Here is a 26,764-nt window from a genome sequence, read left to right on the forward strand (position 1 = left end):
ATATATTTAAATTTAAATAAAAATATATTATTTTCAATTATTATAGGAGTAATTTATTTCTTAAATTATATATATGGAGTTAAATATTAATATCTTATTTAATATAGACACCCAAATAGGCATAGGTTTGGAAGGTTAATCGGAGAAAAGGAGGAAAACATGCAAAATAAAATCTTTTATTTACTAACTATATCTTTAGTTCTATTGTCCTCTTTTAAGGATAAAGAAAAAACTAAACAGTCCTTAAAAAAAGCTTGGAAGTCCTTTGTAAATATACTGCCTAAGTTGCTGGGCATAGTCTCTGCTGTGGGAATTATCATCGCTTTCTTAGATCCAGAAACCATAGGTAAATTAATAGGAGATTCTTCAGGTTGGTATGGAGTCATTTTAGCTGCAATAATTGGATCTATAACCCTTATTCCTGGTTTTGTAGCCTTCCCTACAGCTGCCATGCTATTACAAAATGGGGCAGGCTATATGCAATTGGGAGCTTTTATTTCTTCCCTAATGATGGTAGGACTCATTACTATTCCAATGGAGATTGAATACTTTGGAAAAAAAGTTGCCATACTTAGAAATACCTTAGCCTTCTGTTTTTCCCTAATTGTAGCAGTTATAATAGGAAAGGTGGTTGCTTAATATGAAAACATTTAAAAAATATATAACTTTTATAATAGCCATTATTGTTATTCTAATAACTTATATGTGGAATCAAGAAATAGGTCTAAGGACAATAGATACAATTAAAATTAGCTTTAAAGAGATGATGATGATAATACCCCCTATATTTGTTTTAATGGGCTTATTGGATACTTGGATGCCTAAGGATGTAATGGTAAAGTATATGGGAGAGGACTCTGGATTAAAAGGTATACTTCTATCCATATTTTTAGGCTCTGCTGCAGCTGGCCCACTATATGGTGCTTTTCCTGTAGCAGCTGTATTTATGAGAAAAGGTGTAAAACTAACTAATATATTGATATTTATAGGTGCTTGGTCCACTACAAAGATTCCAATGTTCCTATTTGAATTATCATCCTTAGGAAGTAAGTTTGCAATAACTAGATTGATGATTAATATTCCAGGGATATTATTAATAGCTTATATAATAGATCATTTGTTAAGTGAAGAGGAAAAGGCGGAAATATACAAATCGGCTGATGAGATAAATTAATTATAAAAAGAAGAGGAATATTCCCTTGGTAAGATAGATTGCCATAAAAAATTCTCCTTTCTGGTTTAAATCTTATTTGATTCTTGCCAGAAAAGAGAATTTTAAATCATCTACTCTTCCAATTCACGTAAAACTATTGTAAAAACAGTCCCTTTTTCCAATTGACTTTCAATATTTATTTTCCCATTATGGGCTTTAACTATGTCATTGGCAATTGCTAGTCCTAGTCCAGAACCTTCCTTAGTTGTATCTGTCCCTCTATAATACCTATTGAAAATTTTCTTCATATCTTCTTCAGCTATCCCCTTACCATTGTCCACTATCTTTATAAAGGCACTATTATCTTGAAGTATTCCTTAATTTTATCATTTATAATTAAGATTTGTAATAAGATGGTAAATAATATATAATTAAGTTAAGTAGGTACTAATAAATATTGATAATAGGAGGGTTTTAATGATTAAGAGATTTGAGGACAAGGTAGTATTAATTACAGGTGGATCAGGAGATATTGGAAAAACTACCGCTGAGCTATTTTTAAAAGAAGGTGCGAAAGTTGCCATAGTAGGGACTAATGATGAAAAATTAGCAAAAGTAAAAGAAAGTCTTGGAGATGTCTTAACCATTAGAGCAGATGTGACTAAAGAAGAAGAAGTTAAAAGCTATGTAGAAAAAACAGTTGAAGAATATGGAAGAATTGACGTATTCTTTAATAATGCTGGAACTGAAGGGAAAATTGCACCAATAATAGACCAAGATATAGATGAAGTTAGGAAAGTTATGGATATTAACGTCATAGGTGTATTTATGGGATTAAAATACGTAATCCCTATAATGCAAAAACAAAGATCTGGTAGTATTATTAATACATCATCAGATGCAGGTTTAGCAGGATCACCTGGGTTGTCTCCATATGTAGCATCAAAACATGCAGTTGTTGGACTTACAAAAACTGCAGCCTTGGAAGTAGCAAAGGATAATATTAGAGTAAATTCTATTAATCCTACAAATATAGAAGGAAGAATGATGGAATCTATAGAGTCGGGTCTAAATCCATCAGATCCAGAGGGAATAAAACAAGAATGGCTTAATGCAATACCAATGGGAAGATACGCAACATTAGAGGAAGTTGCGAAGCTTGTATTATTTCTAGCATCTGATGATGCATCATTCATAACAGGAGCCCAATATGTAATTGACGGGGGAATATTAGCTTAAAATAAAAAGGATAAAATTAACACTCTAGTTGCATTTGTTGCAATTAGAGTGTTAATTTTTATGCAAAATTAGAAAAAACTTGAAATCCAAATAGTACCTTTTTAGTACTTCTAAAAACAAAAAAGTCTTGAATCCCCTAAAAATTAAGGATTCAAGACTTTTGTTCATTACTCCCGCCGTAGGTTGCGGGCTTCTACCTCCTATGGTCGGCACAAGCCTCGCCAACCCTGACAGGGGTAGTACCTACAGTTCAACTTCGCTACCGCTCGTTTCACTGGTTACTACTCCCACTCAATAGTTGCTGGTGGTTTTGTTGTTATATCATATACCACTCTATTTACATGAGGTACTTCATTTACTATTCTGGCTGAGATTTTTTCTAACACTTCTAGTGGTATCTTAGCCCATTCTGCTGTCATTCCGTCTATGGAATTTACTGCCCTTAGAGCTACAGTATAGTTGTAAGTCCTCTCTCCGTGGGTTACCCCTACGGATTTAATATTGGGTAGTGCTGCAAAGTACTGCCATATTTTATCCTTTAATCCTGCTTTTTTGATCTCATCCCGAAATATATAGTCTGCTTCTCTGACAATTTCTAGCTTCTCCTCTGTAATCTCACCTAATACCCTAACTCCTAAACCAGGCCCTGGGAAAGGTTGCCTACTTACAATATCTTCGCTAATCCCTAGTAATCTTCCTACTTCACGAACCTCATCCTTAAATAGCTGCCTTAAAGGTTCTATCAGTTCGAAATCTATATCTTCAGGAAGCCCTCCTACATTATGGTGGCTTTTTACTGCTACTTTTCCATCTATTCCAGATTCTATTACATCGGGGTATATGGTTCCTTGTACTAGGAAATGAATATCTGTAAGTTTTTTCTGTTCTTCTTCAAATACCCTTATGAATTCCTCACCAATTATTTTTCTTTTCTGTTCTGGATCTGTTATTCCCTTTAGTTTGTTTAAAAATCTATCCCTTGCATCTACGGTAATAAGGTTCATTTGGAACTGATCTCTAAATACCTCTTCCACCTGTTCCCTTTCATTTTTTCTAAGAAGTCCATGGTCTACAAATACACATACTAGATTGTCTCCAATAGCCTTATGAACCAATACCGCTGCTACAGAAGAATCCACCCCGCCGGATAAAGCACATAGAGCTTTTTTATCTCCTACTTGTTTTTTAATCTCTTCTATGCTGTAATCAACAAACCCTTCCATAGTCCATCTTTTATCACAGTTGCATATTTTGAAAAGGAAATTATCTATTATATCCTTACCTTCTTTAGATGTTTCTACCTCTGGATGAAACATTACCCCATATATTTTTCTTTCCTTATTTTCTATAGCTGCTATTTTGTCACCATATTTAGCTATCTGATTAAATCCTTCTGGAATAACATTAAAAATATATTCATCATTCAACCATAAGGGCATACTTCTTTCCAATCCGTTAAACAACAAGCTATCTAAGTTTACATCTACATTTTCAAAAGCATAATCATGTCCTATAGGTTCTACTGAACTTCCGCCATATACTTCTGCCATAATGTCAGCCCCATATCCAATAGCCAAAATAGGAACTCCTAAATGGAATATTTGCTTATCAAGTTTTTCTATAGACACTATATCATTTGGTTCTCCACCAGAGATTATTATTCCCTCGGGATTTTTAGCTTTGATCTTATCTATGGAATAACTGTAGGGAACTATTTCACAATATACTTTGGATTCCCTTATCCTTCTACCCAAAAATCTTGAAAATTTTCCACCTAAATCTAAAATTAATATCAATCTATGACCTCCCTTATCTTCTACTGTAATTTGGAGCTTCTTTTGTAATATTTATATCATGAGGATGATTTTCAATTAAGGAGGCATTGGTTATCTTGATGAATCTTGCTTTTTCTTGTAATTCTCTAATATCCTTTGCTCCTACATACCCCATTCCAGACCTTAATCCTCCTAGTAGTTGATATACTACATCTCCCAAAGGTCCTCTATAAGGTACCCTTCCTTCTACTCCTTCTGGTACTAATTTTTTGGTGTTCTCTTGGAAATATCTATCTCTACTACCGGATTGCATAGCACCTATGGATCCCATTCCCCTATATACTTTAAACCTTCTACCTTCATATAGTTCCTCTTCTCCTGGGCTTTCATTAGTACCAGCAAATAAAGACCCTATCATAACTACACCAGCCCCTGATGCAATAGCCTTGGTTATATCTCCAGAGTATTTTATACCTCCATCAGCAATAACTGGAATACTATATTCTTTTGCTGCCTTAGCACAGTTCATAACAGCAGTAATTTGTGGTACTCCAATGCCTGTAACTACCCTGGTAGTACATATGGAACCTGGGCCTATGCCTACCTTTATTGCGTCAGCACCTGCCTTTATTAAATCTACCGTAGCTTCTGCCGTAGCTACATTCCCTGCTATTACTTGTAGGCTAGGGTATTCTATCTTGATCCTCTTCACTGCATCGATTACTCCTTTAGAATGGCCATGGGCTGTATCTACTACAATTACATCTACTTTAGCCTCAACCAATTGGCTAATTCTATCCATCATATCCTGTGTAACACCTACCGCTGCTCCTGCTAATAATCTTCCGGATTCATCTTTAGCAGAGTTAGGATATTGGATAGATTTTTCAATATCCTTAATAGTAATGAGTCCAGATAGTTTATATTCTTCATCTACTAAAGGTAATTTTTCTATTTTATATTGTTTCATTATCTCTAATGCTTCATCCATGGAGGTTTCTCTAGTACCGGTTACTAAGTTTTCCTTAGTCATTACATCATCAATCAATTTAGTCGTATCCGTTTCAAACCTAATATCCCTGTTTGTGATTATTCCAACTAATTTTCCATCTTCTTCAACAATTGGCACTCCCGATATATGATATCTTTCCATCAGTTCCAAAGCATCTGAAACCGTATGCTGTCTAGAAAGATAGAAAGGATCGGTAATTATTCCATGTTCAGATCGCTTAACCCTATCTACCTCTAAGGCCTGTTGTTCTATAGACATGTTCTTGTGAATTATACCTATACCGCCTTCCCTTGCCATGGCTATAGCCATTTTAGATTCCGTTACCGTATCCATACCTGCACTCATCAGCGGAATATTCAACTTAATATTTCTGGTTAAATAAGTATTTATTTGAGTTTCTCTAGGTAGTACTTCCGACTTTCCTGGCAATAATAATACGTCATCAAAAGTCAATCCTTCGCCGACAAATTCCAAATCAAACTCCTCCTTTTGTTTTTAATTATTACTAGTATACCACAATTACAAGAATTACTTCCCAATAATATGAATATACTGTCTTTACACTGAATAATGTTTCTTTTTAAATTAGCAGAGAATTCTCCAACTGTCAAGGAGTTTATTAAAAACTTCCCTAGTTTATTTAGGGAAGTTTTTATTAATCCTTTGATAAGCCATCTCTAATGAAATCGATTAGATAATTAGCTGCTAGTTCATATTCATCTAAGTTGCTAGCATTTACAATTTGAGGAAGGTTTAAAAACAAATGATTTATAAGCTTAATTACAAATTCTTTAGGCAAATCCTCTCGTATTTCTCCTTTATCATAGGCCTTTTCCATTAAATCCGATATATAGTCCATACTTTCAAAACCATATTTTTTTGTTATATTATTTAAATAATCGGCTCTATCAATGTAGTATCTTCTTAATATTTCATTGTGAATTGGGGTCCCCCAATCCTTGACAAAACTTTGAGTAAATTTATTTATTTTGGGATTATTATAAGCAAATTTCATCCCAATCTTAATGAGCTCACTTAATATTGTAAATACATCTTCGTTAAAATCTATAGACCCAATCCTCTTAGATATATACATAAGCTTTTCTTCAGTAATAATATCCATCAAATGCATATATAGATCTTCTTTATTCTTATAATGATAATAGAAAGTTCCTTTGCTAATACCTGCTTCCTTTAATATATTGTTTAAAGAGGCATTTTCATAGCCTTTTTCTCCAAATTCAACCATTGCCACTTCTATTAGTTCGTCCCTTTTCTCAAAAGACCTTTTTTTGTTTTCATTCACTATTACCACCTCGGTACCTTCCTATAATAATTATACTTTTACTTTTCCAACAAACAATTTATATGCTACAAAATTTAAAAATACTAAATAAAAAATTCCAATAAAATAATATTGATTATAGGTAAGAAAAAGTATTCCCTCTCCTCTAATTATACTACTTATTGCCTTAGCTGCCCAGAATCCTGGAGCAAAGGAAAAAAACAGCTCTTTTTTATCTACAAAAAACAAGGCTACAATGGGAAATATTATTAAAGTCCCCAATGCCTTCATTATCGCAAATCCTTCAATTTTATTATTTGATAGGGCGTTTATCATCAATCCATACATAGGCGCTTCTAAAGAGGCTAATATAGAAATAGCCAATATGTTTTTTAAAGGAAAATCTCCTATATCTGAAAACCATATAACAAATACAGTAGTTATATAGCTAAGAACTAATATAATAAGAAATCTGAAGGATAAAAATTGACCTATACTTAAAGGGGTAGTCTTTATGGATAAAAATATATTATCATCCCTATCCTCAAGAATTGAAAAGGCTATTAAGGCACCAAAGGATATAGGCACCATTAAAGTTAGTATTACAATTATTAAATCCGCATATATATCTACATTAAAGCCTGATCTTTCAGCTATCCAAGGAACAAAATATCTTCCCATAAGACCAAATACAAAGGGATACATAGCCATGAAACCCATCATAGAGTCCCTACTCCATTTTTTTATTTCAGCCTTAATAAAACCACTATACATATTTATTCACCACTTTCCTTAACTTGAAAATCATCAAACTTTTTCCATACTATAAAAAACATCACTAAAGATGCTAATATCAGGTATATAAGAGAAAACCAAATCTTCCAAAGATCTACTCCTCCACCGGTAGCCTGTAAAAGTATGGAAGAGGATTTAGTGGGTATTACGAATAATATTTTATCCACAGTTTCGTTTCTTATAAACCCTATCTGCTCAAGTAAAACTGGAATTGTAAATATGAAAGTGTATATCATCATACTCATCAACATCTCAGTAAAATCCTTTGTATTGAAGGTCAACATGAATCCAATTAAAGAATGGAAAAATGCTATTAATATTACCGAACCTATCAACCCAAAGAAGTTTAAGTTTATCTCCTTAAATAGCTTTGCATAAACATAGATAAGTACTAGTGTAAGTATATTAGAAGTAATATTAGCGAAGGTTTTAGCCAAAATATATTGGGTTTTGCTTATAGGAGAAACCATCAAGGTTTTAATAGTCCCTTCCTGTTTTTCATAAAACATGGTAGCACCTATTAATACCATAGACATGGAAGTGGCATCAATAAATACCAGTAAAGGTACCATATCAGTTATGCCATCTATATCTGTGAAAAATAATACTCCTATCCATAATAGGGCAACAAATATACCAGCTGCTAATATGTTATACTTCCTCATCCTCTGTAACTCGCCAGATAATAGAGTTGCAAAACTATTCATCTGTGCTCACCCCTGTTACCTTAATAAATATATCATCTAAAGTCATCTCTTTACTATGAATAGTCAGTATATCCTTAGTCTTTATAATGTCTATGAAGCGTTCATCCCTTTTTAAGGTATCTAAGTTGAAAGATTCTTTTTTGATTTCCTCACCTTCCCGATATTCTACATCAACTTTTCTTTCACCATATTTAAGTTTTAAATCCTTTGGGGTATCTATTTCAGTAATTTTACCATTGGCCATAAAGGCCACCCTATCACATAGTTCGTCTACATCGTTCATCAAGTGGGTTGTTAATAGCACCGTTCCACCTTTTTCCTGATACTGTTTGATTATTTCTTTTATTATCCTCGCATTATGGGGATCTAGTCCATTGGTGGGTTCATCTAAAAATAACATCTTAGGATTATTTAACATGGCTCTTACAAAGTTTAACCTAACTTTCATCCCTTTGGAAAATTCTCCTACCTTTTTGTCCTTATATTCATATAAACCTACTCTTTTCAATAAATAGTCCGTATCCATATTAGACCGGTATAGTTTTTTAAAAAAGTTAATATTTTCTTCAGCAGTTAATTTTGAAAAATGAACAGGCATTTCAAAACCTACTCCCACTTCTTCATAAAAGGATTTATCATAAGATTTTAAATCTTTACCCTTGTATATTATCTCTCCTTCGTATCTTTCCAATAATTTTGTAAGAACCTTTTGGGTAGTACTCTTGCCTACACCACTAGGCCCCAAAAGTCCAAATATCTCTCCATCTTGTATTTGAAAGGATATACCCTTAATGGTATCCTCCCGATTTTTAGGATACTTAAATCTTAAATTATTAATTTGATACAACTATTTCACTCCTTTCTTGGATTTACGGTCATTGTTCTAGACTACCTAGTCTAGACCGGTAAGTCTATTTTAGTATGGTTTGTAATTTTTGTCAATAAATTAACTAAAAAAACTGCTTTAAGATGATTTAAATTATCTCAAAGCAGTTTAATACAGTTTTAGATATGATAGTACATCTAAACTACTATATTTTTTGAAAGTAGGCATATTCTTGTACAAACTCTACAAATATTTATGAAACCAAGCTATACTTTCCTCCATCATATTGGTGGTCACAAAATGGTTCAGATTGGGATATTGGATAAACTCTATCTTCTCTTTTTCTTGATACATAGGTTCTATCTTCCCATAGAAGATCCTTTGACTTTCAATCGATACTACACTATCACTATCCCCATGCAATAATAGTATAGGTCTATTGATTAGCAGTTCTATATTATTCATAGGGTCCATATTGACTATCTTTTCTTCAATTTCTCTTTGTTCTTCAGCTACAGCTATTTCAAAGGATTGTTTAAATATCTTATTGGAATTTTCCCAACTACAGGAGCCGTTAAATACTACCAAAGCTTTTATACTAGGGTTATGGGTGAATACCCCTGCTGCTGTAAACCCTCCCATGGAATTTCCTATGACCCCCACTCTATTCGGATCTGCATTAAATTTGGATACTAAATCATCTATTACTATGCTGGATTCCTCAATATTAGTAAATATAGTGTTCCAAAAATATTTTGTAGCATCCTGCATATCATATTTATAGAGTGGATCCCTTTCTCCATGGTTTATAGCATCAGGAATTACTACCTGATAACCTACTGAGGATAGTATGAACCCCCTCATCCTTTGGGTTTCCTTATCTGAACTCCATCCATGATAGAAGATTATTGTTGGAATTAATTCTCTACTTTCCCTAGGCCTAAACAGTATAGCTGGAATTTTCCCTATGGATATTTGCTCTTCAAGTATATTATTTGATTTTAAATAGTCCATAACACCCTGAGCCCCTTTTCAATATATAGTCTAACGTCAATACTATACCACATTTCACTAGTTTTGTCCCTAATAATTGCATATCTATTCCAACTCATCTACTACTACCTCATCGGAATTAAGTATACTTATCTTATTGTTCCCTTCCCCATATACTAATTCGCCTTTAGCATTAAGGAATTCTTCATCACTATTCTCCAAGATACTCCACTTAGCATTGCCTCTTAACATTTCCTCATCGTTTACAAATGCACTTATTCTTGCATCAATATTTTTGCCTAATCTAATCTTAATCCGATCTACACTGTCTATAATCCAATCTGTTTTAATACTATCTACTATTAATTGTAAATTACCTCCTCCGTTGATTTCCACCTTCTTGTTTTCTGGTATTATAAGGCTGAAATCATGAGCATGAACATTATAAGCTCTATTACTATGAGCCGCTCTATCAGCAAAGGAGATGTATAGAGTATCCCCTATTATGTTATCTACCAAATATTCATCGTTTAATAGTTCTTTAGCCTTTTCTTCACTATCCGTCGTTATATCTAATGAACCGGTAGTAGCTATTTTGCTACCTTCTTCTGTTCTAATACTTAAATCAGAGTAATTAGGAGAACTTATTACTATTTTTTTGATATTATCATCAACTGCTACTTCACTATAAGGTATTTGGTAACTAAAGGTTTGAGAAGCTACCATAGTATTAAATCTCTCCATCACACCTGTTTCAATAAGCCCGTATATTGCTAGGTTTATTCCAACTATTATCAATACGATAAATATGCTAAATACATCATATTTTATATTTATATCTTCATCTTTATATCTGTAACTATACCAAAGTATTTCTCCACCTAATAAGAACAATATGGCTGGCCAAAATTTAATTCCCAATTCTACTGCAGACACCTTGTTTATCTGAGAGATGAATATTAAAATACCAAAGGCAATTAATACAAGGGCCATTGAAATTGTTCCTACTCGTCTCTTTTGCATTTTTCTTCACCTTCCTCTTGTTCTTCATTCTTTTTGTTTTTAGCCAGTAGTTTAATACCTCCAACTATAAATATAATAGATACTATTGAAGTTTGGATATAGTTTCTTATTTCATGAGGAATTAAAGGATATAATATACGCTCAATTATAATTAATATTCCTATTGCGATAAGTCCATAACCTATCCATTCCGACTTTATATTTGCCAGAACAAATCCAACATGTTCATCTTCTTTTTCAATACTATCTTCATTAAAAGAATGTAATGCATCAAAGAAACTATAGAACCAAATCAAGGGTAATACAAACAAAAATAATGATAGACCCAACCATCCCATGAAGAATATGGTAAATAAAAAAGCACCCATTATTGCTAATCCCTTTTTTTGATAACCTAGATACATATGGCCTGCACCAGGTATGATGGACAAAGCCATTGTAATGGTTTTTTTATTGGATTGTTTAATTTTATTCATATCTTGATATTCTCCTCCCTCTACTCCATCTACATATTGGGATGGAATGAATCTTTTTCTTAAAGAAAAAGCATCCAGTAATGCTACAAGCCATATTACAGGCAAAGCAAAAGCCAATAATATGAAAAAACTATCATTATACGTGATAAATGCTAAACCTGTCACACCTACTATTGCGCCAAAGAATACCATAAGAAATATTACAGCTCTATCGGCAAACCCTAAGTAAAAATGGGATAAACCTGGTATAAAAGACAGTAAAAAAGTTATAAATTTACTTTTTTCTTTCATCTTAATTCCTCCTTGCAATTAGATATTCCAAAACTATCAATAAAATTAGACGTTTTGTTTACGATTTTTCCAGATATATCTGCTATTATATTTGGGGTATTTATATTAGGTTTTTCTACTACTGACTTACCAATATGAGGTACCATATCTACCAACCCACTATAAAACCCTCCTAATGTTAAAACTATAGCCACAGAAGCCACTGCTATATAGTAGGTAAACATATCGCTTAATCTTGTATCAATTTTTTTCACTTTAGTCTTTGGTTTATACTGTATATTTTTAATGCTATCCATTACATCAGCTGTAAAGTTTAATGAAATGGATTCTTCTGCTCTATCCGCTTCCTCTTTATCTATGAGAGAAAGAAAAGTATCCATACATTTATCACATGTATATAGATGTTCTTCCATTTCAGCTTGTTTTTCATCTGAAAAAACTTTTTCCTTATAGAAAATCCACTCTATATCATCATAATGTTTCATCACTCTCTTCCCTCCATTTCTCTCTTAGTAGATTCCGTCCTCGATAAAGTCTTGAAGCTATGGTCTTTTCAGTAGTCCCTTCCTCTTTTGCAATTTCTTCATAAGACTTTTCCTCAAAATAAAACTTGATTATTGCATTTTCATATATATCCGGTATGCTTTTACATACCTTACGGATTTTTTGTTGTTTCTCTTTTTCTATCAATATATCTTCTGGTGTTTTAAAATCAGATAAACCTACTCTATCAATTACAATTTCAGTATTTTCCATTACCTGTTCCTTAAATTTTGCTTTCTTTTTCCTTTTCCAGTCTATGGATTTATTTGCTGCAATCCTACCTATCCATCCTTTAAAATTGTCAAACTTATATTCTGGAAGGGAAATATAGATCTGTAAGAAAACTTCTTGGGCTATATTCTCAGCTTCATTATGATCCTTAATAAACTTCAATATAATAGCAAATATATATCCTTTATATTTGTCTACTATTTTTTCAAATGCATCTTCCTTGCCTGATAGAGTCTGCTTTATCAATTCATTATCTAAATCCATACCTCCCCTCCTTTCCCCGTCTACTAATATAGACGTAATAAAAAATAAAAATACTGCAAAAATATAATAGAAAAGGCCCTCGCCATTAACGAGAGCTTTTAGATGAGGAAAATGATATCTCCTGAAACCATTGGAAAAACTATTCACTATTATAATAACATAACTGCCAAAGGGTATGGGAGCTTTATTTATTATGTATATTTTCCGATGATCGTGGTTTTTAGAGGTTTTATTTTTCTACTATTAAGCTGATCTTCTTGTCCCTTGGGGTTTAATTAAAATATTGCCTAAAACTAACCCTAAACCGATTAATGCAATGATCAATCTTTCCACCACAAAAAACATTGGAATGATAAATGCAGGTTCTTGCCCTGGCATCGTAGAAATTGTCAGGGGAAAATGCTGATAAAAGTTGCTTCCAAACAAATCCAAGTGTTTTATCAAGGGGATTCTTTCTAATAAAAGCAATAAACCCATCAATCCATAGAGAGTGCCAATATGCAATCGCCCCAATAACATCCCCACACCTAAAATAAATAGCATTGCAGGCAGTAATGTTAATAGGGCAGGTAGTAGAAAGGTACTAAAATCGGTAAAACGAAAAATCTTGATATAAAACAGTGCGCTAATACCTATGGTAACAAGGGCAATAATAACAAATCCCATAATTACCGCACAACAACGTAAAAACATTAACCTTGTTGGATTTGTGGGCATAGTATTGATTATTTTCTGCACCTGCTTTTCCTTTCGTGTATAGAAAAAGGTAATCAAAAATACCAGTGTAACCGATAGCAAAGGCATCATTTTAGACAAAAACCAACCATAGCTCCAGGCAGAAAAGGGAGCTGTATTGGCTATTCCAAGTATAATATCGCCGCTTAAAACACTATAGGCATATAGAGATATAACAATCAACAGTCCGAAAAAGAATTTATTGACCAATAAACGTCGTAGTTCATACATGAATATTTTATTCAAGTTCTAACGCCTCCTTTGTTAATCCACAGGCTGATAAAAAATCCTGATAAGTTAATGTAGGGTTATGAGAAATAGACTTGGTCTTATAAAGCTGACTCATGATCTCATCCATTTTTTCTTCGCCTCCAACCAGCTCTGCTGCCTTGAGGATTTTAAGGGGCATTACACAGTATTTCTTAACTCTTCGTTCATTCTCTCTAATTCGAGATACATATTGTTCCGGTAGCAGATCCATATACTGAGGATTTCGATGATAAAAGTTGTTTTTCATATTTTTAAACTCTGATTTCCACACATCAACATAATGAGTATTGGCATATTCTTCACCGTATTTTTCTTTCATCATTCGGTAAGTAGTATATACAGTAAAGCCTTCGCTTGTCCATTCCGGGTCACCATCAGGATCATATTCCCCTTCAAAGCCAACACTGAGGCCCCACCATTGGTGTACAATTTCGTGAGCCATAACCTCTTGTCCTGATGCCCCTCGTAATGGATCATTTAAGGTATCTTCCGCAAAGGTAGTCTCGCCGAAAACACTCATCCCTCCACCAGCATAGCCACCAAACATGGTTGCTGAAAGCTGAAGTAGCGTAATATGATCATCTTCACTGCTCCTAAGGAGCCCATATTTTTCTGTGCAAAAATCCATAACCTCTTTTAAAGTATCTTCAATTCCATACTTAACCATCACAGGTTCACTTTTACGACTGTAATAAAAATCCGCAGTCATATCCTTGGCGACAACTCTTAGTTTTAAATAGTCAGCTGCATACATATATATCATGGAGTGATTATTTCGTTCAAGGTACCAGGTTTTAGTGTCATCATGATTATCAGTCAATAATTCTGCAGAGCCCTCCATCACCAAAGGCGTCATATAAGATGGAAGAATAATCTCAGCAGTATTCTTCATATCATAATGCCAATTACCAAGAAATAACGGAGTAAAGGATGACCCAGTAAGCATAATGAACTGACTACTTATTTCATCACCTGAAAGGATCGAGGCTGAAGCACGCCACATTTGAGGGTAACCACCATATTCCACCACAAGCTCGATATCCTGTTCAGATGGCAGAACAAACCTTACCACCTTTGAAGTATATAAATCATTATTTAAATCGGTAAAATTTATTGGAACTCCATTGGCAGTCATAGATTTAACTGTATAGCCACAGTCGATTTCAATGAAACATTCCAGTGTTCGTGCAGATTCATTCAAAAGTTGATAGATTGCTGTTCCCTGTTGGGTTCCCAAAACTGTATTCGGTTTAGCCTTTGTATGGATAGATTTTACTGTAATATTGCCTTGAAAATTACTATGGTTTCCATATTCCATAGGTGCGTGGTTGACAAAGGGTTGATTAATATATAGATAGACGGGAATAAGAATTAGAATCATTGCGATTATAGGAATGATAAATTTTTTTGAATTAATGATGAATGATTTGAAGATACCTTTTTCATACCGCCTAACGCATAAAAGGGAAAACATGTATAAGCCGGTTAACAACAAAAGCCAGAAAATTCGATTGTATGATGTAACTCGCAGGATTAAAGCATTTGAAAAAGCATCGGAGAATACAGGTACATTGGGGTTAATCCATCTTAAAATAAAATTAGGCTGCACAGAACCACCAAAGGGTAAAAAGCCACATACGAGAAATAGGATAGCACTTAAATCAAAGCGTTGAACTATATTATAAAAAATTGCCCCAAATAAAACCCCCATAATCAAGGATGGAATCAGGATAATGCCGTAGCTGGCAATATATGTTGGCAAAGAAAATAAATAACTCATCTTAACGATTGTAAAGGGTAAATAAATTAAGCTTACCAGTATCCCTGTTAGGAATGCCACAATAACTAGGGCCATCAGGCGCACAGCATTCATTATTAACGGTGAAACAATAACATCGGTCAATGAAGAGGTATTGTACTTATCGATTCGGTTAAATTGATAAATCGTAAAAAAACCGAACAAAATAGCTCCACCTAGTGCACCAGCAAGGGCTGGATTAGCTACCCACATACTTGACCGTGTTCCATCAAAGGCTGGTTGATAAAAGCTGTAGCCTGCCAGGGGAATACAAATACTAAGAAGACAAACGAGCCATGTGCCTGGATCTAATAGCAGACGGCGCAATTCTACCTTTAGGTATGAAGAAAATTTCATTCTCTGACACCCGCTTTCACTTCAAGAAAATACATATATGCATCCTCAAGAGTTGGCTCTACCACATGACAAAAATCCGGAAGATGGTGGGCCACCAGCCGACTAACTAAACCGTTGGCGGTATTAACCCGCGAGGTAATGTGAATCCCTTCCATGTTTTCGATATTTTCTATGCTATGAGCAGCTTCCATATAGGTACCAACATGACCTTGAGCCTGTTTAATTAAATCCTCTGGAGAACCATCAAATAAGATCTCCCCACTATGTAAAATCAGCAAACGATCACAAATAGATTGTACATCCTCGATGATGTGGGTTGACAAAATCAGAAGCTTGTCCTGAGCTGTTCTTGAGAAGAGATTTCTGAAGTTCACACGCTCTTCAGGGTCAAGACCAACTGTGGGTTCATCGAATATGAGTAGCTGTGGATTTCCCAGCAAAGCTTGGGCAATTCCCAATCGCTGCCGTTGTCCACCGGAGAGAGTTCTGATCCGTACCTTCCTTTTTTCTTCTAAATTAGTTTGAGCAATTGCTTCATCAATTGCAATTTTGCTATTTTTAATACCCTTCAAGGCTGCTATATAGTCTAAAAACTGCCAAACTGTCAATTCATCGTAAATACCAAAGGACTGAGGAAGATATCCTAACATGGATTTAAGCTTTTGTTCTTGTTTTGTCAACGGAATTCCATCCAGTAAGATTTGTCCCTCCGTTGGCAAAAGTTCTGAAACCAAGAGTTTCATTAAGGTGCTTTTCCCTGCACCATTAGGTCCAATTAAGCCAATGAGACTAGGACTATTCATTTTAATATTAACATTTTTTAAAGCTTTTTTCCCCTTTGGATATGTCATTGTAAGGTTTTTTATCTCTAAGTCCATAAGCCTCCCCCTTTTTTTAAAATTATTAATAGGCTGTTATGTTGATATTAAGGATGTTGAGCTATTATGTTAAATTATACCTCAGCTACCAACAATGTCAAGTTCTTGTAGGGAATAGCTGTAACATATATACATCAGGGTTTAAACTTTCTTCAACTATTCAATCTGTTTTTATGCTCCGTACCTTTTTAACCTTCCTTCATAGATTAGGTTTAATTCCTTGCACTTCCTAAAATCCCTAGGGGATGTTAGGGATGGTGGTTTGTGAAATAGCTCTATACCACTACTATCCAATAAACTAGCTACAAATTGAGAACAAAAATAATTGTATCTTCTTTCTATGGGCATATTAAATACTACACCAAATAGCCCTAACAGATTGTATCCATACTTGTCCCTATTTTTCTTAAATTTATTTAATTCCTTCTCCAGCCTTTTATATTGAGTATCCTTTAATCTTAAGGAATATACTCTACATCTGGTTTCTGGAAACCTAGCATAGGTACCATTTATTATATCTTCTTTGACAAACCCTCCGAATACGGGATTAGAAGGTTTTATTCTACCAAAACTATATAACTCCCTGAGATCCGCATCCAATGCAATTGATACATGAGTATAAGGCTCTTTCGTATATATATTGATACATTTAGATAACAGAGAACCGCTGTAAGTAAGTAATATATATATTGTATGATCCTTTGCCATAGTCAATCCACCTCTATTATTATAATTTTTATCACAACTATTAATTATAACGGAAAATAATATAAAAGTACTGCAAAAAAATTTTCCAACTGGATATTTTATTGTAAATATAAAAAACCTCTGAGTTTCCTCAGAGGTTTTATGTTATTACATCATTGGCATTCCGCCGCCCCCCATGCCGTTCATTCCAGCCATTGGGTCTTCTTCTTCAACATCTACAACCGCACCTTCAGTTGTAAGTACCATAGATGCAACGGATGCAGCATTTTGTAATGCAGAACGAGTTACCTTAGTTGGATCAACTATTCCTGCTTCAATCATATTTACATATTCTTCGTTCATTGCGTCAAATCCTACTCCATGTTCTGATTCCTTAACCTTTTCAACTATTATTGATCCTTCTAATCCTGCATTTTCTGTTATTTGTCTTACTGGTTCTTCTAGTGCTCTAACTACTATGCTAACTCCTGTTCTTTCGTCTCCATTAGTTTCATCTAGTAATTTTGCCACAGCTGGTACACTGTCTACAAGAACAGTTCCACCACCAGGTACAATTCCTTCTTCAACAGCCGCTCTTGTTGCTGCTAGCGCGTCTTCAATTCTTGATTTTCTTTCCTTTAATTCAGTTTCTGTAGCTGCTCCAACTTGGATTACCGCTACACCACCAGATAGTTTTGCAAGTCTTTCTTGATATTTTTCTTGGTCAAATTCAGAATCAGATTCTTCTAATTGAACCTTTATTTGGTTGATCCTATCTTCTATAGCAGATTGACTTCCTTCTCCGTCTACTATTACTGTATCTTCTTTATCTATCTTAACTCTTCTTGCTCTACCTAGCATATCAATAGTTACATCTTTTAGATCATAGCCAAGATCTTCTGAAATTACTTGACCGCCTGTTAGTATAGCAATATCTTGCAACATTTCTGTTCTTCTATCACCAAATCCTGGTGCCTTAACTCCTACACAGTTGAAAGTTCCTCTTAATTTGTTTACTACTAATGTAGCTAAAGCCTCACCTTCTATATCTTCAGCTATAATCAATAGTGGTTTTCCTTCTTGAACAATTTGTTCTAGTATTGGAAGTATTTCTTGTATATTAGCAATCTTCTTATCTGTAATAAGTATATATGGCTCCTCTAATTCAGCTTCCATTTTTTCAGTATTAGTTACCATATAAGGAGATACATATCCTCTATCAAATTGCATACCTTCTACTACTTCTAAAGTAGTTCCAATAGATCTTGATTCTTCTACAGTTATAACTCCATCATTTCCTACCTTTTCCATAGCCTCTGCAATTAAATTACCTATTTCTTCGTCACCAGCCGAAATAGAAGCAACTTGGGCTATAGCTTCTTTAGAGTCTACCTCTTTTGAGAATCTTCTAATTTCATCTACAGTAGCGTCTACTGCTTTACGAACACCTTTCTTCAATATGATTGGATTTGCACCTGCTGCTACATTTTTAAGCCCTTCTCTTATGATACCTTGAGCAAGTAATGTAGCTGTTGTAGTTCCGTCTCCTGCCACATCTTGAGTCTTAGTAGCTACTTCCTTTACTAGCTGAGCACCCATGTTTTCGTATCTATCTTCTAACTCTATTTCACGAGCAATAGTTACACCATCATTGGTAATAAGAGGTGCTCCAAAAGATTTATCTAAAACTACATTTCTTCCCTTTGGTCCAAGGGTTACCTTTACCGTGTCAGCTAATTGATTGATTCCTTTTTCCATTGAACGACGAGCGTCTTCACCAAATTTTATTTCTTTAGCCATTATATTCACACTCCTTTTTTATTTCAAACTTATATACTGGCGACCAAATATCGCCCCTACTATCCACGATAAACTATTCCACTACTGCTAGAATATCGTTTAGTTTAAGTATTGTATATTCTTCCCCGTCGATTTTAACTTCTGTTCCAGCATATTGGGAGAATATAACTGTATCTCCTTCTTTGATTTGATCTTTTTTCTTTTCATCGTTTAATATGTCAGCACCTATAGCCATAACTTTTGCCATTTGTGGTTGTTCTTTAGCACTACTTGGAAGAACTATACCACTTTTAGTCTTTTCTTCAGCCTCAACTTTTTTAATAACAACTCTGTCACCTAATGGTTTAAGGTTCATACTATATGCCCTCCTTATATTTTAATCTAATTTCTTTCCATTTTATTAGCACTCGACGTTACTGAGTGCTAATGTGTACAATTTATATGTTACTTAATTAGAATAATAGAATCAAGTCTTGGATTTCCTTATATTTCCGTTTATTGTTCTATTTTTCACTTTTAGGTTTGTTTTTCTTTTCTTCTTATTGAATTTCTTGTATTTTCTATCACTATCTATTATCTTTCTCTTTTTTGCCTTTTTATATCCTAAAAAAAAGGCCCTCATATACCAGGACCCTAAACATATATATTAATCATATCGTATTCTATTTATATATATAGTTCTTATAAGTAGAAAATATATTGATTGAAATATCAAATATCCTAGCATGACTAGTAATCCATTTTTGAACAAACTACCTTCCAGTAGGTTTGAAAGAGATTTGAGTGCAAAGAATGAATGGAGTGAACTCACAATAAAAGGTAGAAAAAATATAATCCCTATTTGTTTGGTTATTATCCTATTTATCTCCTTTTCCGTTGTCCCTATCTTATTTAATATGCCGTATTCTATACCATCTTGTTTTATTTCATTAAACAATTTAAAATATATTATGCTCCCTGAGGCTATGAGAAATAAAACGGCTATGAAAAATCCTATGAATAAGATCAAACCATAAAGTTTATTTACCTCCCTATAGGATATTACCTTTGAATAATAGATTCCTTCGTATTTATCTCCTAACATTTTGTCTATTTCCATAGAAGCTTTATAGGATCCTCGCCAATTTTCTAATTTAAATCCATGGAATAAGATCAAATCCTTTTCTTTGGTGCTTTTAATTATATGATTAAAATCCTTATCATTTAAAATCAAAGCGTCATAATAACCAAGGTTGGGCAATGCCATAATGCTACCATGGACTTCTTTATCTAGTTTAAACTTCCTCGCTTCTCCATTAATATATAAGGCTATTTCATCCCAATTAGTATGTCTATCCTCATGGTTAATATCATCTTTTACCATAGTTCTATCAAGATTATCGGGAAAATTATACACCACTTCATTTTCTTTAATTTGTATAGGCTTTAATCCTATAGACTTAACTATTTTGTTATAGTCAGCATTGGATATTACAACAAATTGTTTTTCTCCTTTCTCCGTTGTTACATTTGAAAGTATTACTCCTTTTAACCTGTGAACTGTATTTATTTTAATATCCTCTTTTGTTAATATCCTTTCTATATCATCAGCTATCTCATCATCTAAAGTTTCCCCTCTTTGTATTATTGCCATATCATGAATAGTATTTAAGCCTGTAAAACGAGTGCTTTCAGTGTAGAATGAATATATAGTGCCTGTGGCGGTAAAAGTTATTGCACCTAATATAGAGGCAAGAAACAAAACTTTTGCAGTATCTTGCAGTTTAAATATCATCTGAGAATAAGCTATTAAATTATTTTTCTTATACAATATACTTTCATTCCTAAGTATTCTATTAGCCACAGCTATGCTAAACTGGGTAAACAAAAAGTAGGTGCCTATTATTACTATCAGCGTTACCGGTATCATAGCTAAAGGTACAGCAATACCTTGGACAAACCAGGCAGCAATATAGCCTATTAAAAGTAATATAACTCCTAGTATAGCTTTAAGTCTAGAAAACGTAGGGATTTTCTTAGGTATTTTGCTAGATTTCAGTTGTTCTATTATCTCTTTATTCCTTATTTGGAATAGCATGATTATACTGACTATCTCAAACAATGTAAAAAAGATCACAATAGTTAAGCCTAGGGCCTTTAAAGATATATTTAAGGGCAGTTCTACATCTAAAAAACTTTCCATTCCCATAAAAAATAATTTTGAAAATATAATACCTGTTAATATTCCTGTTCCTATAGATAAAATAGATATAATGGTGTTTTCTGTAAGTACATATTTTTTAATTTGCCTTCTAGTCATTCCATATAAGGATAAAAGGCCAAATTCCTTTCCCCGGGATTTTAAAAATATGGAAGTAGAATAGCCTACAAACAATATGGAGAATATTACTATTATCACCTGACTAATTATCATGCCATTTGCAGCCCCCATCTTTGCAACTTCATGACCCCCAGCAGATTTTATATCTATTGCTGGATGAAATACAAAATTTGCAAATATAAAAAATGCAGTCACTGCAAAAGCATTGCTCAAACAGTACATTATATATCTATATAGATTTCCCTTTACATTTTTTGCAGCCATATTATATAGATTCATTGTATCCACCTCCAAGAAGGGATAGGGAATCTAATATCTCATTAAAAAACGCCTGCCTATTTGATTTTTTGACCAATTCCGTGAAGAACTTTCCATCCTTAATCATTATTATCCTATTACAAAAACTTGCAGCAAAAGCATCATGAGTTACCATAACTATAGTGGCATTCCTTTCTTGATTAATAACCTCTAGAGACGACATCAAATCAAAAGAAGCTTTAGAATCCAAATTTCCTGTTGGTTCATCTGCCAAGATTATTGCAGGATCATTTATTAGGGCTCTAGCACAAGCAGTCCTTTGCTGCTGACCTCCCGATATTTCATAAGTCCTCTTGTTCAATATATCTTTTATACTTAGTATTGAAGCTATATTGTCTACCCTTTTCTCAATTTCCTTTTTATCCATTTCCTCCAATACCAATGGTAATATAATATTTTCTTTTACAGATAAAGTATCTAATAGATTAAAATCCTGAAATATAAAACCTAGATTATTTCTCCTAAATAAGGCTAGTTCATCTTCTTTCAATCTATAGGGGTTTTGACCATTTATCGAAACTTCTCCTGAAGATGGAGAATCTATTGTAGCAAGGATGTTCAATAAAGTAGTCTTTCCTGAACCTGAGGGTCCCATTACTCCTACGAATTCTCCAGACTTTATAGTCATATTAAAATCATCTAGGGCTTTGACAGATATGGTTTTTCCTTTTCCTCCATATACTTTAGATAAATTTTTTGTTTCTAATACTGACACATTTGTTACCTCCCAGTTCATATTTACTATATTCATTATAAGAAAATAAGGGAAATCCTTCTATCGATTTCCCTTTCAATTTCATATTTTATCTTACAATTTTGTTAGATTCGTTATTTTAAGTCGTATATGCTTCTTCCTTGATAGAAAACTATATGTACCTTTGTGCCTACCCCTTCTTCCGATTCTATAAATATATCATGACCTAATCTATCGATTATCTCCTTGGTAAGGTAAAGTCCCATACCTGTGGATTCCTTATACTTTCTACCATTTTCCCCAGTAAAAAATGGATTAAATACCCTATCTACATCATGTTTAGGTATACCTATTCCCGTGTCTTCTATAGTGAGTATGGTTTTTTCAGGTTCTTTGTAAACTTTTATAAATATGGACCTATCACCATGCTCTTTTACTTTGGTGTATTTTATACTGTTGGAGATTATTTGATTTATGATAAACTTTATCCACTTCTTGTCGCTTTTTATCCTTTTATCCTCACCAGAAATTATTTTAGGATAGACTGAGTTGGCTATAAAAGCATTTTTATTTTCATTGATGACATTTCTTACGATTGCCAATATATTTATTTCTTCAATTTTAAAATCCTCTTGAAAATCGTTTACTCTTAGAGCATACAGAGCCATTTCCAAACCGTTGGATAGCTTATCCATCTCTTCTTCTATGCTTTCGTAACTTTTCCTGGTGTATTCATCTATATCTTTGCCTTTTTCATTTTCTAGTATTAATTTAATAACGGAAATAGGTGTCTTCATCTGGTGAATCCATCTATTATTGAAATCCAATTGAATTTTATTTAATTTTCTATATTTATCCAACGTATTCTCGTAGATCATATAGTTCTTAGCCAGTAGTTTTTTAAATATATCATGTTCTTTGCTTATATTTTCTGGTATATTAAATATATATTCCAAACCTTTATCATCTTCTAAAGCACTATTAATAGTATTATAAAACTTTCTTTTATTAAAATAATCTATAGCTATTAATAGAACTAAAAGTATTGATGCTAGCATTAGAGCGTAGACTATATTTGAAATATTGACCCTTTCTTTTCTTATAATTATATCTAACATCATTACTACCATAGCTAAAGTTGAACTCAAAAAGTAAAATATTATATATAATACTCTATCCTTAAGATAATCTTTAAACTTCATTTTAGCACCTACCATGTCTTTGTAATAGAATAGCCTTGCCCTCTCTTGGTTTCAATGGCATCTTTTATACCTATATCCTCCAGCCTCTTTCTCAATCTAGCAATATTTACCGAAAGGGTATTGTCATCTACGAAATCTATATCATCCCACAGTTCTGCCAAAAGGGTTTCCCTTGATACTATTTCCTCCAAATTAGCTAAAAGTATATATAGTAGAGCAAACTCCTTCTTACTAAGTTCTACTTTCTTATTCTGCCATTCTACTATATTTTGAGTTTTATATAGATACAATCCGTCTACCTCAAATAAATCCTTAGAGCTATTCTGTCTATACTCTCCATAGGTTCTCCTCATAACTCCTTTTATTTTTGCTAATAGTAAATCGAAAGAAAAGGGTTTTATTATATAATCATCTCCTCCGTTTTCTATGGCCATGACCTGATCCATATCAGAAAATCTAGCTGAAATAAATATTATGGGTACATTAGATATAGTCCTTATCTCCCTACACCAAAAGAATCCATCATAATTAGGTAAATTTATATCCAATAGGACTAGATGAGGGTCCGCCTCTATAAATTGTCCTTTTATATTAGCATAGTCATCTGCTATAGATACGGTATATCCATATCTTTCTAATCTATCTTTTATTAAGGATAGAATCTTTTCGTCGTCCTCGACTATAAAAACTTTGTACATACCATCACCTTTATTTATTCTTTCTTCCTATCCCCAATTCCCTTGCATAATAAAATAGATATTGTTGTGCAAAACCTCCTAGATTCCCGAACTTTTCTTCAGCATAAGAGGCAATCTTTTTATTACTTGTATCCTCTTTAAAATAAAAATGTTCCATCACCCTTTTTACCCATACATCTACGGGAAAGGCGTCGTTTTTGTTTAAGGAAAACAATAGTATACAATTGGATACCTTAGGTCCTACTCCAGGAAGTTTCATAAGTATCTCTTTAGCTTCTTCTGTTGGTAACTTAAATAGTTCATCTAGTTCTACTTCTTTATCATTTATAATATTGGAAGTATTAACTATGTATTTAGCCCTATAACCTACCTTACAGTTCTCTTCTAGTTCCTCTTCCTTGGCTTTAGCTAATACCTCTGAACTGGGAAAGGTATAATATTTTTTACCATTATATGAACCTATAGGCTTCCCATAGTTTTGGCTAATTAGCTCTATAGATCTTTTGATCCTTGGTATTTGATTATTAGCAGATATGATGAAAGATATGGTGGTTTCAAAAGGATCCTGATTCAATATTCTAATGCCTTCTCCGAATTCAATGGCCTCTTTAAGTATTGGATCCTTGGATAATTCCTCCTTAATCTTACCATAATCCCTACCTAAGTCAAAATAATCATACCATATATCATAAAAACCTGAAATATTTGTGTTTGAAAATACCACATCTTCTCCTTCTTTTTTTACATTTAGTACCTTACCACCATGAACAGCAGTATAGGATTGATCTTCCTCCACCTGCCATCTAAAAGCTTGGCCACATTCAAATATATGCTTAGGATGAAAATCCTTCATATTTTTTATTATTATTTTATTATCTTTTTCTACTATATCATAGTCCATTTTATTGCTCCTTTCTCTTCCTATATTATACCCCAAAAAATAAAAAAGTGGGACAGTGAGAACTGTCCTCACTGTCCCAGTTTATTATATTAATACCATCCTCTTAGTTTCATTACATCAGCAACTTTTTTAACCGATAGCATATAAGCTGCTTCCCTTACTGTTACATCATATTCTTTCTTCAATGCCCATATGTCATTGAATGCTTTAACCATTTCTACTTCTTGTTTTTCTTCTACTTCTTTTTCACTCCAATAGTATCCATATAGGTTTTGTACCCATTCGAAGTAGGATACTGTAACTCCACCAGCATTTGTTAGTATATCAGGTGTAACTGGGATACCCCTTCTCTTTAGAACTTCGTCAGCGTCTGGAGTTATTGGTCCATTTGCTGCTTCACAGATCAGTTTAGGATTCACTTTTTCTGCTACTTCTGCTGTAATTGCATTTTCCAAAGCTGCTGGTATAAGTATGTCTACTTCTAATTCCCAAAATTCATCAAGAGAAATCTGTTTAGCCTTTGGATAACCCACTAAATTCTTATGCTCATCCATATAAGCCTTCATATCTTCAAAGTCTAAACCTTCTTCGTTGTATAAAGCATAAGTTCCTATTGATGGTGTCCACTCACCTATAGCTACTATTTTAGCTCCCTGTCTTTGTACATTTTTAACCGTATAGGAACCAACATTTCCAAAACCTTGGATAGCTACTTTAGCACCTTTCATTTCAATGCCCAATTCTCTAGCAGCTTCCCTAGCTATAATAGCTACACCAAATCCTGTAGCTTCGTTTCTACCTTCTGAACCGCCCCATGCAACTGGTTTTCCAGTAATAACTCCAAGAGAGGATTGACCAGTTAATTTATTATATTCATCTACCATCCAAGCCATTACTTGTCCATTGCTACCTACGTCTGGAGCTGGTATATCTATCTTTTCTCCTAAGTACTTGTAAAGTCCTTGCACATAGCCTCTAGATAATCTTTCCAATTCCCCTTGAGATAAGCTTAGAGGATCTACAGTTATACCACCTTTACCTCCACCATAAGGTACTCCCATAACTCCACATTTAAAGGTCATCCATACGGATAGAGCTTTCACCTCATCAGGGTTTACTCCTGGATGGAATCTGATTCCGCCCTTACCAGGCCCTATTGCATCATTGTGTACAGCTCTATAGCCTTTAAATACTTTAGTTGTACCATCGTCCATCTTAACTGGGATGGATATTTCAATCATCCTTTGAGGCTCTTTTAATATCTCATATACCGCCGGTTCTAACCCTAAAGCATCACATGCAGCCTTTACCTGTTTTTGAGCACTTTCTAATGGATTTAAACTTTCTTTTGCCATTATATTACCTCCCTTGATTTGTTGATGAAAACCTTTTCATTTAAACCATGTTTTAAGGCTTTATAGTATCTTTGTGATTAATTTGCTAATCACATTCATTTTATCATTGGACTAATATAAGTTCAAGTAAAAACAGGT

The 26,764-nt window shown here is 33.6% G+C and carries 27 protein-coding genes; 3 read left to right on the plus strand and 24 right to left on the minus strand.

Translation table 11 applies throughout. The annotated features are described in order from the left end of the window. The first annotated feature begins 159 nt into the window (after positions 1-159). A complete protein-coding gene (locus tag C3E88_RS09210; protein WP_236909889.1) occupies positions 160-639 on the plus strand; it encodes a permease in 480 nt (159 codons plus the stop codon). A 1-nt stretch (position 640) separates the two neighbouring features. Continuing rightward, the gene (locus C3E88_RS09215) at positions 641-1,174 is read left to right on the plus strand and encodes a permease (RefSeq protein ID WP_236909890.1); all 534 of its coding nucleotides are present in this window, start codon (positions 641-643) and stop codon (positions 1,172-1,174) included. 110 nt (positions 1,175-1,284) lie between these two features. Here the strand turns inward: C3E88_RS09215 and C3E88_RS09220 are convergent, their stop codons facing one another. After that, entirely contained in the window at positions 1,285-1,527 is a 243-nt protein-coding gene (locus C3E88_RS09220; protein WP_336513084.1) for a sensor histidine kinase, read from the minus strand. Positions 1,528-1,630: 103 nt separating this feature from the next. Here C3E88_RS09220 and C3E88_RS09225 point away from each other — a divergent pair, with 103 nt between their 5' ends. After that, positions 1,631-2,392, plus strand: a complete 762-nt coding sequence (locus tag C3E88_RS09225) for an SDR family NAD(P)-dependent oxidoreductase (RefSeq protein WP_236909892.1) — start codon at positions 1,631-1,633, stop codon at positions 2,390-2,392. Positions 2,393-2,673: 281 nt separating this feature from the next. Here C3E88_RS09225 and guaA read toward each other — a convergent pair whose 3' ends face one another. The 23 genes from guaA to C3E88_RS09340 all read right to left on the minus strand — a co-directional run bounded on the left by guaA (position 2,674) and on the right by C3E88_RS09340 (position 26,626). Beyond that, positions 2,674-4,188: a glutamine-hydrolyzing GMP synthase gene (guaA, locus tag C3E88_RS09230; RefSeq protein ID WP_236909893.1), complete on the minus strand. Its 1,515-nt coding sequence runs from the start codon at positions 4,186-4,188 to the stop codon at positions 2,674-2,676. A gap of 13 nt (positions 4,189-4,201) precedes the next feature. Further along, entirely contained in the window at positions 4,202-5,653 is a 1,452-nt protein-coding gene (guaB, locus tag C3E88_RS09235; protein WP_236909894.1) for an IMP dehydrogenase, read from the minus strand. A 181-nt stretch (positions 5,654-5,834) separates the two neighbouring features. Continuing rightward, positions 5,835-6,485 (minus strand): TetR/AcrR family transcriptional regulator, encoded by a 651-nt coding sequence (locus C3E88_RS09240; protein WP_236909895.1) that lies wholly within the window; start codon positions 6,483-6,485, stop codon positions 5,835-5,837. Positions 6,486-6,515: 30 nt separating this feature from the next. Beyond that, the gene (locus tag C3E88_RS09245) at positions 6,516-7,238 is read right to left on the minus strand and encodes an ABC transporter permease (RefSeq protein ID WP_236909896.1); all 723 of its coding nucleotides are present in this window, start codon (positions 7,236-7,238) and stop codon (positions 6,516-6,518) included. Between the two features lie 2 nt (positions 7,239-7,240). Then, the gene (locus C3E88_RS09250) at positions 7,241-7,966 is read right to left on the minus strand and encodes an ABC transporter permease (protein ID WP_236909897.1); all 726 of its coding nucleotides are present in this window, start codon (positions 7,964-7,966) and stop codon (positions 7,241-7,243) included. After that, positions 7,959-8,813: an ABC transporter ATP-binding protein gene (locus tag C3E88_RS09255; protein ID WP_236909898.1), complete on the minus strand. Its 855-nt coding sequence runs from the start codon at positions 8,811-8,813 to the stop codon at positions 7,959-7,961. Before C3E88_RS09255 ends, C3E88_RS09250 begins: the two co-directional genes overlap by 8 nt. Before the next feature lie 222 nt (positions 8,814-9,035). Continuing rightward, complete coding sequence (locus tag C3E88_RS09260; protein ID WP_236909899.1) at positions 9,036-9,806, minus strand: alpha/beta hydrolase family protein; 771 nt, start codon at positions 9,804-9,806, stop codon at positions 9,036-9,038. Positions 9,807-9,890: 84 nt separating this feature from the next. Next, complete coding sequence (locus C3E88_RS09265) at positions 9,891-10,808, minus strand: hypothetical protein (protein ID WP_236909900.1); 918 nt, start codon at positions 10,806-10,808, stop codon at positions 9,891-9,893. Beyond that, on the minus strand, positions 10,790-11,575 hold the full coding sequence (locus tag C3E88_RS09270) for a hypothetical protein (RefSeq protein WP_236909901.1): 786 nt from the start codon (positions 11,573-11,575) through the stop codon (positions 10,790-10,792). Before C3E88_RS09270 ends, C3E88_RS09265 begins: the two co-directional genes overlap by 19 nt. Next, positions 11,572-12,060, minus strand: coding sequence for a hypothetical protein (locus C3E88_RS09275; protein ID WP_236909902.1), 489 nt, complete (start codon positions 12,058-12,060; stop codon positions 11,572-11,574). Before C3E88_RS09275 ends, C3E88_RS09270 begins: the two co-directional genes overlap by 4 nt. Continuing rightward, complete coding sequence (locus C3E88_RS09280) at positions 12,047-12,613, minus strand: RNA polymerase sigma factor (RefSeq protein ID WP_236909903.1); 567 nt, start codon at positions 12,611-12,613, stop codon at positions 12,047-12,049. The genes C3E88_RS09275 and C3E88_RS09280 overlap by 14 nt, the downstream gene beginning before the upstream one ends. A 243-nt stretch (positions 12,614-12,856) precedes the next feature. Continuing rightward, complete coding sequence (locus C3E88_RS09285) at positions 12,857-13,594, minus strand: hypothetical protein (protein WP_236909904.1); 738 nt, start codon at positions 13,592-13,594, stop codon at positions 12,857-12,859. Further along, complete coding sequence (locus C3E88_RS09290; protein WP_236909905.1) at positions 13,587-15,773, minus strand: hypothetical protein; 2,187 nt, start codon at positions 15,771-15,773, stop codon at positions 13,587-13,589. The genes C3E88_RS09285 and C3E88_RS09290 overlap by 8 nt, the downstream gene beginning before the upstream one ends. Further along, positions 15,770-16,651: an ABC transporter ATP-binding protein gene (locus tag C3E88_RS09295; RefSeq protein ID WP_236909906.1), complete on the minus strand. Its 882-nt coding sequence runs from the start codon at positions 16,649-16,651 to the stop codon at positions 15,770-15,772. The genes C3E88_RS09290 and C3E88_RS09295 overlap by 4 nt, the downstream gene beginning before the upstream one ends. A 171-nt stretch (positions 16,652-16,822) precedes the next feature. Then, positions 16,823-17,359: a hypothetical protein gene (locus C3E88_RS09300; protein WP_236909907.1), complete on the minus strand. Its 537-nt coding sequence runs from the start codon at positions 17,357-17,359 to the stop codon at positions 16,823-16,825. 147 nt (positions 17,360-17,506) lie between these two features. After that, the gene (gene groL, locus C3E88_RS09305) at positions 17,507-19,138 is read right to left on the minus strand and encodes a chaperonin GroEL (RefSeq protein WP_236909908.1); all 1,632 of its coding nucleotides are present in this window, start codon (positions 19,136-19,138) and stop codon (positions 17,507-17,509) included. 73 nt (positions 19,139-19,211) lie between these two features. Further along, positions 19,212-19,493, minus strand: a complete 282-nt coding sequence (locus C3E88_RS09310; RefSeq protein ID WP_236909909.1) for a co-chaperone GroES — start codon at positions 19,491-19,493, stop codon at positions 19,212-19,214. 291 nt (positions 19,494-19,784) lie between these two features. Further along, complete coding sequence (locus tag C3E88_RS09315) at positions 19,785-21,737, minus strand: ABC transporter permease (RefSeq protein WP_236909910.1); 1,953 nt, start codon at positions 21,735-21,737, stop codon at positions 19,785-19,787. After that, positions 21,724-22,512 carry an ABC transporter ATP-binding protein gene (locus C3E88_RS09320; protein ID WP_272878522.1) on the minus strand — a complete coding sequence of 263 codons (789 nt, stop codon included), beginning with the start codon at positions 22,510-22,512 and terminating at the stop codon, positions 21,724-21,726. Before C3E88_RS09320 ends, C3E88_RS09315 begins: the two co-directional genes overlap by 14 nt. A 92-nt stretch (positions 22,513-22,604) precedes the next feature. Next, positions 22,605-23,672 (minus strand): sensor histidine kinase, encoded by a 1,068-nt coding sequence (locus C3E88_RS09325; protein ID WP_236909912.1) that lies wholly within the window; start codon positions 23,670-23,672, stop codon positions 22,605-22,607. An 8-nt stretch (positions 23,673-23,680) separates the two neighbouring features. Then, a complete protein-coding gene (locus C3E88_RS09330; protein WP_236909913.1) occupies positions 23,681-24,370 on the minus strand; it encodes a response regulator transcription factor in 690 nt (229 codons plus the stop codon). Between the two features lie 10 nt (positions 24,371-24,380). After that, positions 24,381-25,271: a DNA-3-methyladenine glycosylase family protein gene (locus tag C3E88_RS09335; RefSeq protein ID WP_236909914.1), complete on the minus strand. Its 891-nt coding sequence runs from the start codon at positions 25,269-25,271 to the stop codon at positions 24,381-24,383. Between the two features lie 89 nt (positions 25,272-25,360). Next, a complete protein-coding gene (locus tag C3E88_RS09340; RefSeq protein WP_236909915.1) occupies positions 25,361-26,626 on the minus strand; it encodes a Glu/Leu/Phe/Val family dehydrogenase in 1,266 nt (421 codons plus the stop codon). Positions 26,627-26,764: the final 138 nt, after the last annotated feature.

It is taken from the genome of Clostridium sp. Cult3 (assembly GCF_021655115.1).
In the GTDB taxonomy this organism is placed as follows: domain Bacteria; phylum Bacillota; class Clostridia; order Tissierellales; family Tepidimicrobiaceae; genus PPXY01.

What these genes read in the sequence shown, in the direction of transcription:
- C3E88_RS09210 (WP_236909889.1), top strand. Translation starts at nt 160, where the DNA reads ATGCAAAATAAAATCTTTTATTTACTAACTATATCTTTAGTTCTATTG.
- C3E88_RS09215 (WP_236909890.1), top strand. Translation starts at nt 641, where the DNA reads ATGAAAACATTTAAAAAATATATAACTTTTATAATAGCCATTATTGTT.
- C3E88_RS09225 (WP_236909892.1), top strand. Translation starts at nt 1,631, where the DNA reads ATGATTAAGAGATTTGAGGACAAGGTAGTATTAATTACAGGTGGATCA.
- C3E88_RS09245 (WP_236909896.1), bottom strand. Translation starts at nt 7,238, where the DNA reads ATGTATAGTGGTTTTATTAAGGCTGAAATAAAAAAATGGAGTAGGGAC.
- C3E88_RS09250 (WP_236909897.1), bottom strand. Translation starts at nt 7,966, where the DNA reads ATGAATAGTTTTGCAACTCTATTATCTGGCGAGTTACAGAGGATGAGG.
- C3E88_RS09260 (WP_236909899.1), bottom strand. Translation starts at nt 9,806, where the DNA reads ATGGACTATTTAAAATCAAATAATATACTTGAAGAGCAAATATCCATA.
- C3E88_RS09265 (WP_236909900.1), bottom strand. Translation starts at nt 10,808, where the DNA reads ATGCAAAAGAGACGAGTAGGAACAATTTCAATGGCCCTTGTATTAATT.
- C3E88_RS09270 (WP_236909901.1), bottom strand. Translation starts at nt 11,575, where the DNA reads ATGAAAGAAAAAAGTAAATTTATAACTTTTTTACTGTCTTTTATACCA.
- C3E88_RS09275 (WP_236909902.1), bottom strand. Translation starts at nt 12,060, where the DNA reads ATGAAACATTATGATGATATAGAGTGGATTTTCTATAAGGAAAAAGTT.
- C3E88_RS09280 (WP_236909903.1), bottom strand. Translation starts at nt 12,613, where the DNA reads ATGGATTTAGATAATGAATTGATAAAGCAGACTCTATCAGGCAAGGAA.
- C3E88_RS09290 (WP_236909905.1), bottom strand. Translation starts at nt 15,773, where the DNA reads ATGAAATTTTCTTCATACCTAAAGGTAGAATTGCGCCGTCTGCTATTA.
- C3E88_RS09295 (WP_236909906.1), bottom strand. Translation starts at nt 16,651, where the DNA reads ATGGACTTAGAGATAAAAAACCTTACAATGACATATCCAAAGGGGAAA.
- C3E88_RS09300 (WP_236909907.1), bottom strand. Translation starts at nt 17,359, where the DNA reads ATGGCAAAGGATCATACAATATATATATTACTTACTTACAGCGGTTCT.
- groL (WP_236909908.1), bottom strand. Translation starts at nt 19,138, where the DNA reads ATGGCTAAAGAAATAAAATTTGGTGAAGACGCTCGTCGTTCAATGGAA.
- C3E88_RS09310 (WP_236909909.1), bottom strand. Translation starts at nt 19,493, where the DNA reads ATGAACCTTAAACCATTAGGTGACAGAGTTGTTATTAAAAAAGTTGAG.
- C3E88_RS09315 (WP_236909910.1), bottom strand. Translation starts at nt 21,737, where the DNA reads ATGAATCTATATAATATGGCTGCAAAAAATGTAAAGGGAAATCTATAT.
- C3E88_RS09320 (WP_272878522.1), bottom strand. Translation starts at nt 22,512, where the DNA reads ATGAACTGGGAGGTAACAAATGTGTCAGTATTAGAAACAAAAAATTTA.
- C3E88_RS09325 (WP_236909912.1), bottom strand. Translation starts at nt 23,672, where the DNA reads ATGAAGTTTAAAGATTATCTTAAGGATAGAGTATTATATATAATATTT.
- C3E88_RS09330 (WP_236909913.1), bottom strand. Translation starts at nt 24,370, where the DNA reads ATGTACAAAGTTTTTATAGTCGAGGACGACGAAAAGATTCTATCCTTA.
- C3E88_RS09335 (WP_236909914.1), bottom strand. Translation starts at nt 25,271, where the DNA reads ATGGACTATGATATAGTAGAAAAAGATAATAAAATAATAATAAAAAAT.
- C3E88_RS09340 (WP_236909915.1), bottom strand. Translation starts at nt 26,626, where the DNA reads ATGGCAAAAGAAAGTTTAAATCCATTAGAAAGTGCTCAAAAACAGGTA.